Here is an 8,769-nt window from a genome sequence, read left to right as displayed (position 1 = left end):
AACCACAGTTCTTTGTTGGTTACGCGAGATGGGGCCACAGCTCTGCACAAAGCAGAGAGCTGCGGTTATGGGTCCCTGCTTTCGCAGGGACGACAGCGGAGAATGCCTTTACCTTCCCATCGCCAGCGCGATCAGGCCGAGCGTGCCGACGATCACGCGCCACCAGGCAAAGAAGGTGAAGCCGCGGCGGGTGACGAAGTTGAGGAATGCCCTCACCACGATCATCGCCGTGATGAAAGACACCACGAAGCCGACCGCGATCACGCTGAGACCGTCGGACGTGAAGTCGCCGCGGTTCTTGTAGAAATCATAGGCGAACGCGCCGACCATGGTCGGGATCGCGAGGAAGAACGAGAACTCCGCCGCCGAGCGCTTGTCGGCGCCGAGCAGCATCGCAGCCACGATGCTGGCGCCGGAGCGCGACACGCCGGGAATCATCGCCAGGCACTGCGCGACGCCGATCCAGAAATACATCAGCAGCGGGAACCGGGTCGCGTCGTCCTCGTATACTTTGAGATCGAGCTGATCGACCCAGAGCAGGACGGCGCCGCCGACGATCAGCGTGAAGCAGACCACCCAGGGATTGAACAGGAACTCCTTGATGTATTTGCCGGCGATCAGGCCGATCACGACAGCCGGCAGGAACGCCACCAGCACGCCGATCACGAAGCGGCGGTCGTCGGGATTCGAGAACATGCCGAGCGCCACGCGCCACAATTTGGTGAAGTAGAGCACGAGGATCGCGAGGATCGCACCGAGCTGAATCAGGATCGCGAAGCTCTTCCAGAAATTGCCTTCGCCGAGATTGAAGAAGCGCTCCGCAAGCAGCAGGTGGCCTGTCGAAGAGACCGGCAGGAACTCTGTGACGCCCTCGACGATGCCGAGAATCACCGCCCGCAGCATATCCGTCATCATGATCTGATCTGCCCTGTGTGGAAAACCGAATTCTTCTCGCTTATTCGCACATAGGCCGCAATCGCAAAGAATCGTCAAACAATGGGTTACCCGGCCGATTTGCTGGGCTATAGCGTTTTTGTGACCCGCACCGTCTGCGGGGGTGGCTACCGGTTTGTGTGCCGACGCGACATAGAGACGAGCGGAACTGTCCCGGCCAAATTGCAGGTCAGGTCACACAGGTTGATGGTTTCTTAAGCGCCACGAAACTACCAAGGGCTTCATGTACACGCTGTATCACCATCCGTTCTGTCCGCATTCGCGCTTTATCCGCCTCGTGCTCGGCGAGTATGGCCTCGATTTGCGCCTTGTTGAGGAACGGGTCTGGGAACGGCGCGAGGCGTTTTTGGCGCTCAATCCGGCGGCAACCACGCCGGTGCTTATCGCCGAGGGCTTTCCGCCGATTCCGGCGGCCCCGATCATCGCCGAATATGTCGACGAGGCGCACGGCCTCGAGGCCGGCGAACGGCGGTTGTTGCCGACGTCGATGGCCGAGCGCGTCGAGGTGCGCCGGCTGATGGCGTGGTTCAACGAGAAGTTCTTCGAGGAAGCCTCCAACCCGCTGGTGACCGAGCGGATCTACAAGCGCTTCATGAGCGAGGACAATGGCGGCGGTCCGCCGGCGCCCGACATCATGCGCGCCGCCAAGGTCAATGTGCGCTATCATCTGAGTTACATCGGCTGGCTGGCGAAGACGCGGAACTATCTCGCCGGCGACCGCCTCACCTACGCGGATCTCGCCGCCGCGGCGCATCTCTCGGCGATCGACTATCTGGGCGACGTGCCATGGAGCGAGGACGACGCGGCAAAGGCGTGGTACGCGCGGGTGAAATCCCGCCCGTCGTTCCGCCCGCTGCTCAGCGAATGGCTGGCGGGGGTGCCGGCGTCGCGGACCTATGTGGACCTCGACTTCTGAACCAGGCGGTCAGGCTCTCTCCGTCCGATCTCAAGGCGGCGCTTGGGCGCGAGGCGCGCGCGCTCGGCTTCGACGCCATCGGCTTCACCACGCCTGATGCGACCAGCGAGGCCGGAAGATATTTCCTCGAGTTCCTCGGCTCCGGCGGCCATGGCGACATGGACTGGCTCGCGACCAATCCAGAGCGACGCGCCGATCCGCGCGCGCTGTGGGGTGGCGTACGCTCGATCATCATGCTCGGCGTCAATTACGGGCCCGATGACAATCCGCTGGATATTCTCGCGCGTCGATCGCATGGCGCGATCTCGGTCTATGCGCAGGGCGACGACTATCACGACGTGATCAAGAAGCGGCTGAAGATTCTGGCGCGCTGGCTCAATGCTGCGACCGGTGACGAGGTGAAAGTGTTCGTCGACACCGCCGCTGTGATGGAGAAGCCGCTGGCGCAGGCTGCCGGCATCGGCTGGCAGGGCAAGCACACCAATCTGGTGTCGCGCGAGTTCGGCTCGTGGCTGTTTCTCGGCGCGATCTATTCTGCCACCGAGCTGCCGTGCGACGATGGCGAAGCCGATCACTGCGGCAGCTGCAACGCCTGCCAGGACATCTGCCCGACCGCGGCATTTCCCGCGCCCTACAAGCTCGATGCGCGGCGCTGCATCTCGTATCTGACGATCGAGAACAAGGGTCCGATCCCGCACGAATTCCGCAAGGCCATCGGCAACCGCATCTATGGCTGCGACGATTGCCTCGCAGTGTGTCCGTGGAACAAGTTCGCCGAGGCGGGCCGCGAGCAGAAGCTCGCCGCGCGCGATGCGTTGCGCGCGCCTGCGCTCGCTGAGCTCGCGCGGCTCGACGATCCGGCCTTTCGCACGCTGTTCACGAAATCGCCGGTCAAGCGCATCGGCCGCGATCGCTTCATCCGCAATGTGCTGATCGCAATCGGCAACTCCGGCGATGCGAACCTTGCCGGCGAAGCACAGCGTCTGCTCGACGACGCCAGCCCGCTGGTGCGCGGCGCGGCAGTGTGGGCGCTGTCGCAACTGATGCCACGCGATGCGTTCGCGACGCTGGCATCGCGGTCCGGCGGCGAGCCCGACCTCAGCGTGCAACAGGAGTGGCGCGCGGCCGCCTCTTGATTTCATCGCGCCATTCCCGTCAAGGTCGATGGGCCATGACAAACCAGCCATTTTTCACCAGACACGGCGACGGCTTCATGCCGACGGCCGTTGCGAACGGACCGTGGAGTCCGGAATCCCTGCACGGCCGCGTCGTGATCGGCCTGCTCGCATTCGTCATCGAGGAGCGTCACGGCTCCGACGATTTCGTCCCCGCGCGGCTGACGGTCGATATGTTCCGGCTGCCCAACATCACGACGCCGATCGAGGTGACGACCAAGCTGGTGCGCGACGGCATGCGCATCAAGATGATCGAGGCCGAGTTTGTCTCCGGCGGCACCAGCATGGCGCGCGCCTCCTGCCAGTTGTTCCGCAGGACGGAAAATGCGCCGGGAAATGTGTGGTCGCCGCCGAACTGGCAGGTGCCGGCGCCGGCAGACATTCCGAAGCCGGCCGATCCGAGGCTTGGCATGAACGGCAAATGGGAGACGCGGCCGATCACAGGACACATGGGCTCGCTCGGCGAGCGAAGGCTCTGGATGAGCGAAGTCCGCGAGCTCGTCGCCGGCGTGAAGATGACGCCGTTCGTCCATGTCGCGACCGGCGCGGATTTCGCCAGCCCCTTCGCCAATGCCGGCGACCAGGGCCTCGGCTACATCAACAGCGACGTCACGATCTATCTGCACCGTCTGCCGGTGACCAACTGGATCGGCTTCGAGGTCGTCAACCATCATGCCACCGACGGCATCGCGATCGGCGAATGCTGGCTCTATGACGAGAAAGGCCCGATCGGCACCTCGACCGTAGCGGCGCTCGCCCAGCGCAAGCCGATGACCAATCCGCCGCCGCCGTAAAATTCCCTCCGCCGTCATTCCGGGGCGATGCGCAGCATCGAGCCCGGAATCCATCGGGCCGCAGCGACGAACGGAGAAATGGATTCCGGGCTCGCGCTTCGCGCGCCCCGGAATGACGACGGATGGATCACGTCGCAACTCACACGAGATGCCGCTGCATCTCCGGCCGCGCCCTGAGCGCTGTGCCCTGCTTGCCGACGATCTTGGCGATCCGTTCCGGCGCGAAGTTCAGATCGACGAAGGCGGGCGCGGTGTTGGCGACCTCGTGATACTCCGTGATCTTGCCGTCGCGCAGCCGCATGATCGCGACGCCCTCGAACATCGCGCGGGCCCCCTTGGCCTCCGGCAGGGTCGAGCGGTAGCTGAACGTGTAGCGCGCGTAGAGCGTTTTGCCGTCGCTGACGGGATCGTGCATGACCCAGCGGAAATCGGTCGCCGTCCGGTAGAACCAGTCGTCGATCATCTCGGCGATCTTCGCATGGCCCTCGAAGGCGCCGTAGAACACGTCGTGATAGACGCCGTCCTCGGTGAAGAGATCGGCAAAGGCCTTGCCGTTGCGCTGTTCGACCGCGTCGCAGAACGCGCGCAGCATTGTTGTGGTGTCCATTGGCTTCTCCCTGTGCAGGGAGCTTAGCCGATCTCCGCCACCGCCGCGATGATGCGCGCGATGTCCTGTGGCCGTGACAGCCGGTGGTCGCCGTCCTGGATCATGGTCAGCACCACGTCCTCGGCCGGCAGCCGGTGCACCAGCGCAAACGCATGCTTCCACGGCACGTCGGGATCCTGCGCGCCCTGCAGGATGCGCACCGGACAGCCGACGTCGATCTTGCTACCGAGCAGCAGATGGTTGCGGCCCTCCTCGATCAGATTGCGGGTGATCGGATAGGGCGTGCCGTCACCGTACTCCGAAGGCCTGAGCCACATGCCCTTGGTCTCGATCTCGGCCCGTATCTCCGGCGAGAAGGACTTCCACATCAGCTCCTCGGTGAAGTCGGGCGCCGGCGCGATCAGCACGAGGCCGGCGAGCTTGCCATTCCCGCCAGCCTTGCTGCGTTTGGCGATCTCGCGCGCCAGCAGCAGCGCCATCCAGCCGCCCATCGAAGAGCCGATCACGACCTGCGGCCCGCTGCAGAACTGCGAGAACACCGCAACGCTCTCTTCAAGCCAGCGGCCGATCGTGCCGTCGGCGAATTCGCCGCCGGACTCGCCGTGGCCGGAATAGTCGAACCTGACCGAGCTGCGGCCATGCTGAGCCGCCCATGCATCGAGCGCGATCGCCTTGGTGCCGGTCATGTCGGACTTGAAGCCGCCGAGCCAGAACAGCCCGGGATTGCTGCCAGCCCGGGCGCGCACCGCGATCCGGCGCGCCGAACTGCCCTCGCCGACCTCGATGAAGGCGGGTTCCTGCTCGAATGCGGCGGTTTGGCTCATGGTTTGGTCACTCGCGTGTCAGAGACCTGCTTTTCAATCGTCGCGCGGCAGCGGTCAACGGCAGCAGGCCCGCCTTGCAGAGCAGGCGCGCCCGCTATATGTGCCGGGCGTGGCCAAAATGCCTCGCAATTGACGGTTTTGCCGCGTAAAAGAGCGAGTTCGCTTGCCCGTCGCAGCGTCTTGCTTCAAAATATCCGCCTTCCCTTTCACAACTTTGGAGAGTTACCCATTCGCCGTCCCAATAGAGCCCCGCCCACAGTCGCAAAAGACGGGCCGCGCACCAATGATGAGATTCGCAACGCGCAGATCCAGCTGATTGATGCAGATGGTGTCAACCAGGGCACCGTCGAAACGATGGTGGCCATCAAGATGGCCATGGAAGCCGGCATGGATCTCGTCGAGATTTCGCCGAACGTCAGTCCCCCGGTCTGCAAGATCATGGACTACGGCAAGTACAAATATTCCGCGCAGAAGAAGGCCGCCGAAGCTCGCAAGAAGCAGAAGGTCGTCGAGATCAAGGAGATCAAGCTCCGCCCGATGATCGACGATCACGACTATGACGTGAAGATGCGCGCGATGCAGCGCTTCTTCGAGGAAGGCGACAAGGTCAAGATCACCTTGCGCTACCGCGGTCGTGAGATGGCGCACCAGGAGATCGGCACCAAGCTCTTGGACAAGGTGAAGGCCGACGTTGCCGAGTTCGCCAAGGTCGAGCAGGACGCGAGGTTTGAAGGCCGCCAGGTCGTGATGGTGCTGGCGCCGCGCTAATTCGAATTCGTCGCTTTGCTGAAAATGAAGCAGCCCGTCAGACCCTCTGGCGGGCCGTTTCGTGTCTAGGGGGCTCCCGTAGTTTAGCTACCTGAAACGTTGCAAAACCGCCGATCCTCTGTCATAAGCCAGGCCTTCGCCGCCCGGCTGATCAAGGGCTGCCGTGGCGACGTTCAGTGCAGGTTCTTTCAATTCGGAAATAACCATAGCACTTTCAACGCTCTAACGAGCATTTTAGCCGGCCGAACGCCTCTTTGGGCGATATTCGTGTTGGGCGACAGGAGAGCTAAATGCCCAAGTTGAAGACCAAGTCGGGCGCTAAAAAGCGCTTCAAGGTGACTGCCACTGGCAAAGTCATGCACGCCCAGCGCGGCAAGCGCCACGGCATGATCAAGCGGACGAAGAAGCAGATCCGTCAGCTCCGCGGCACCCGCGTGCTGTTCAAGACCGACGGCGACAACGTCAAGAAGTACTTCTTGCCGAACGCCTGATCGCGCTCAGCTGCGTGAACCCGGCCGCCTCAAGCGCGGCGCCCCGTCACTTCTTCTAGATCTCAAGGATTTCCGTCATGTCTCGCGTCAAACGCGGTGTGACCTCTCACGCCAAGCACAAGAAAGTCTTCAAGGCCGCCAAGGGCTATTACGGCCGCCGCAAGAACACCATCCGCACCGCCAAGCAGGCGGTCGAAAAGGCCGGCCAGTACGCCTTCCGCGACCGCAAGCGCAAGAAGCGCACCTTCCGCGCGCTCTGGATCCAGCGCATCAACGCCGCGGTCCGTCCGTTCGGCATGACCTACAGCGTGTTTATCAACGGCCTGTCCAAGTCGGGCATCGTCGTCGACCGCAAGGTGCTGTCGGATCTCGCCATCGCCGAGCCGGCTGCGTTCCAGGCGATCGCCGAGAAGGCCAAGGCTGCCCTCGCAGCCTGATCCTGGCGGGAGCTTCTAGCGGGCTTTCGGGCCCGCTTTCAGCGCCTTCTGCGAATAGCGCTGCGCGACGATCGCCCGGCAGAATGCCGTGAATGAGCGGTACATGGTGCCGGATTCATTCTGGTACTTGCGGTCGCAGGCCTGCATCTCGTGCTGGTACGTCCGCTTCGGTGCGCCCTTGAGGCCGGACAGGAAGTCCGCCTCGCATTTCTTCTCGACCGCTTCGCCGAACTGGACGTCTCCGCTGGCGCCGTATTCGCACGCCTCGAAGACCTTCATCGCGCGGTTGCAGCTCGGCGCCTTCTCGAGCTCTGCGATGATGTCGTCCATCTGGGTCGATTTGGCGGGACATTCCTCGGTCGCGGCATGTGCCGTTCCGAGCATCAACAGGACCGCCGGCACGGCCAGGCAAGATCGCAGCAACATCGCGTGGGTCTCCTTGAACTCCCCCTTGGTCCCACGCCCGCGTCACCGGGTTCAATGCCGCCGGCCGCTGGGCCCGAAATGACCGGCTTTTTGCTTGACGTTACGGCCTTCGGGCGGCGACAACCCAGCCGAATTTTCGTGCATGGTCCGCAAGGCGAGGTCCGGTTCGCTTCCCGGTTCTTCCCATCAGACCATGCGCCGCTCAAGCGCAGGAATTGACCGTGTCCGACCTCGCAACGCTCGAAAAATCCATCCTCGACCAGATCGCCTCAGCCGGCGACGAAGCCGCCCTCGAGGCGGTGCGCGTCGCGGCCCTCGGCAAGAAGGGCTCGATCTCGGCCCTGCTTGCCACCCTCGGCAAGATGTCGCCGGAGGAGCGCAAGACCGAAGGCGCCAAGATCAACCTCGCCAAGGACGCGGTGACGCTGGCGCTCGCGGCGAAGCGTGACGTGCTGAAGGCGGCCGCGCTCGATGCACGCCTCGCCGCCGAGACCATCGACGTCACGCTGCCGCTGCGCGAGGCGCCGGCGGAGACCGGCCGCATCCATCCGCTGAGCCAGGTGTTCGATGAGGTCAACACCATCTTCGCCGACATGGGATTTGCAATCGCCGAAGGTCCCGACATCGAGACCGACGATTACAACTTCACCAAGCTGAACTTCCCGATCGGCCATCCCGCCCGCGAGATGCACGACACCTTCTTCTTCAATCCGAAGGAAGACGGCTCGCGCAGGCTGTTGCGCACCCACACCTCGCCGGTGCAGGTGCGCACGATGCTGAGCCAGAAGCCGCCGATCCGCGTGATCTGCCCGGGCCGCACCTATCGCATCGATTCCGATGCGACGCATACGCCGCAATTCCACCAGGTCGAAGGCCTCGTCATCGACAAGGGCTCGCATCTCGGCCACCTCAAATGGATCCTGCACGAGTTCTGCAAGGCGTTCTTCGAGGTCGACCACATCAACATGCGGTTCCGGCCGTCGTTCTTCCCGTTCACCGAGCCGTCGCTCGAGGTCGACATCCAGTGCCGCCGCGACAAGGGCGAGATCCGCTTCGGCGAAGGCGAGGACTGGATGGAGATCCTCGGCTGCGGCATGGTGCACCCGAACGTGCTGCGCGCCTGCGGCATCGATCCCGACGTCTACCAGGGTTTTGCCTGGGGCATGGGCCTCGACCGCATCGCGATGCTGAAATACGGCATCGCCGATCTCCGCCAGCTGTTCGAGAACGACATCCGCTGGCTCAACCACTACGGCTTCAAGCCGCTCGACATCCCGACCATCGCGGGCGGGCTGAGCACGTGATGTCTGCGCCTGCGCGCGATGTTGCGAAGAGCCAAGACAACCTAGTCAACACCAACAAGAACCGAGGCATGCA

General features: G+C 63.4%; 11 protein-coding genes. 7 read left to right on the top strand and 4 right to left on the bottom strand.

All coding sequences use genetic code 11. The annotated features are described in order from the left end of the window. Positions 1–108: 108 nt before the first annotated feature. Entirely contained in the window at positions 109–915 is an 807-nt protein-coding gene (locus H8A95_RS22430; RefSeq protein ID WP_229185063.1) for an undecaprenyl-diphosphate phosphatase, read from the bottom strand. A gap of 262 nt (positions 916–1,177) precedes the next feature. Here H8A95_RS22430 and H8A95_RS22425 point away from each other — a divergent pair, with 262 nt between their 5' ends. From H8A95_RS22425 to H8A95_RS22415, 3 genes are read left to right on the top strand one after another with little or no spacing between them, the layout of a single operon-like run. Beyond that, complete coding sequence (locus tag H8A95_RS22425; RefSeq protein ID WP_229185062.1) at positions 1,178–1,870, top strand: glutathione S-transferase family protein; 693 nt, start codon at positions 1,178–1,180, stop codon at positions 1,868–1,870. Beyond that, complete coding sequence (gene queG, locus H8A95_RS22420) at positions 1,819–3,006, top strand: tRNA epoxyqueuosine(34) reductase QueG (RefSeq protein ID WP_229185061.1); 1,188 nt, start codon at positions 1,819–1,821, stop codon at positions 3,004–3,006. The genes H8A95_RS22425 and queG overlap by 52 nt, the downstream gene beginning before the upstream one ends. 35 nt (positions 3,007–3,041) lie before the next feature. Further along, positions 3,042–3,839, top strand: coding sequence for an acyl-CoA thioesterase domain-containing protein (locus H8A95_RS22415; protein ID WP_229185060.1), 798 nt, complete (start codon positions 3,042–3,044; stop codon positions 3,837–3,839). A 139-nt stretch (positions 3,840–3,978) separates the two neighbouring features. Here H8A95_RS22415 and H8A95_RS22410 read toward each other — a convergent pair whose 3' ends face one another. Continuing rightward, the gene (locus H8A95_RS22410) at positions 3,979–4,446 is read right to left on the bottom strand and encodes a nuclear transport factor 2 family protein (RefSeq protein WP_229185059.1); all 468 of its coding nucleotides are present in this window, start codon (positions 4,444–4,446) and stop codon (positions 3,979–3,981) included. A gap of 23 nt (positions 4,447–4,469) precedes the next feature. Further along, complete coding sequence (locus H8A95_RS22405; RefSeq protein WP_229185058.1) at positions 4,470–5,270, bottom strand: alpha/beta hydrolase; 801 nt, start codon at positions 5,268–5,270, stop codon at positions 4,470–4,472. 228 nt (positions 5,271–5,498) lie between these two features. On the opposite strand from H8A95_RS22405, the gene infC reads away from it, so the two are divergent. From infC to rplT, 3 genes are all read left to right on the top strand, one after another. Beyond that, positions 5,499–6,038, top strand: a complete 540-nt coding sequence (infC, locus tag H8A95_RS22400) for a translation initiation factor IF-3 (protein WP_229185068.1) — start codon at positions 5,499–5,501, stop codon at positions 6,036–6,038. Positions 6,039–6,328: 290 nt separating this feature from the next. After that, positions 6,329–6,529 (top strand): 50S ribosomal protein L35, encoded by a 201-nt coding sequence (rpmI, locus tag H8A95_RS22395; protein ID WP_008539890.1) that lies wholly within the window; start codon positions 6,329–6,331, stop codon positions 6,527–6,529. Between the two features lie 77 nt (positions 6,530–6,606). Beyond that, positions 6,607–6,966, top strand: coding sequence for a 50S ribosomal protein L20 (gene rplT / locus H8A95_RS22390; RefSeq protein WP_229185057.1), 360 nt, complete (start codon positions 6,607–6,609; stop codon positions 6,964–6,966). A 15-nt stretch (positions 6,967–6,981) separates the two neighbouring features. Here rplT and H8A95_RS22385 read toward each other — a convergent pair whose 3' ends face one another. After that, positions 6,982–7,392, bottom strand: coding sequence for a hypothetical protein (locus H8A95_RS22385; RefSeq protein WP_229185056.1), 411 nt, complete (start codon positions 7,390–7,392; stop codon positions 6,982–6,984). 221 nt (positions 7,393–7,613) lie between these two features. On the opposite strand from H8A95_RS22385, the gene pheS reads away from it, so the two are divergent. Then, complete coding sequence (gene pheS / locus H8A95_RS22380; protein ID WP_229185055.1) at positions 7,614–8,696, top strand: phenylalanine--tRNA ligase subunit alpha; 1,083 nt, start codon at positions 7,614–7,616, stop codon at positions 8,694–8,696. Positions 8,697–8,769 lie beyond the last annotated feature (73 nt).

The sequence above is a fragment of the Bradyrhizobium oropedii genome, from assembly GCF_020889685.1.
Classification (GTDB): Bacteria; Pseudomonadota; Alphaproteobacteria; order Rhizobiales; family Xanthobacteraceae; genus Bradyrhizobium; species Bradyrhizobium oropedii.
This window is presented reverse-complemented; position numbering and strand designations above follow the sequence as displayed.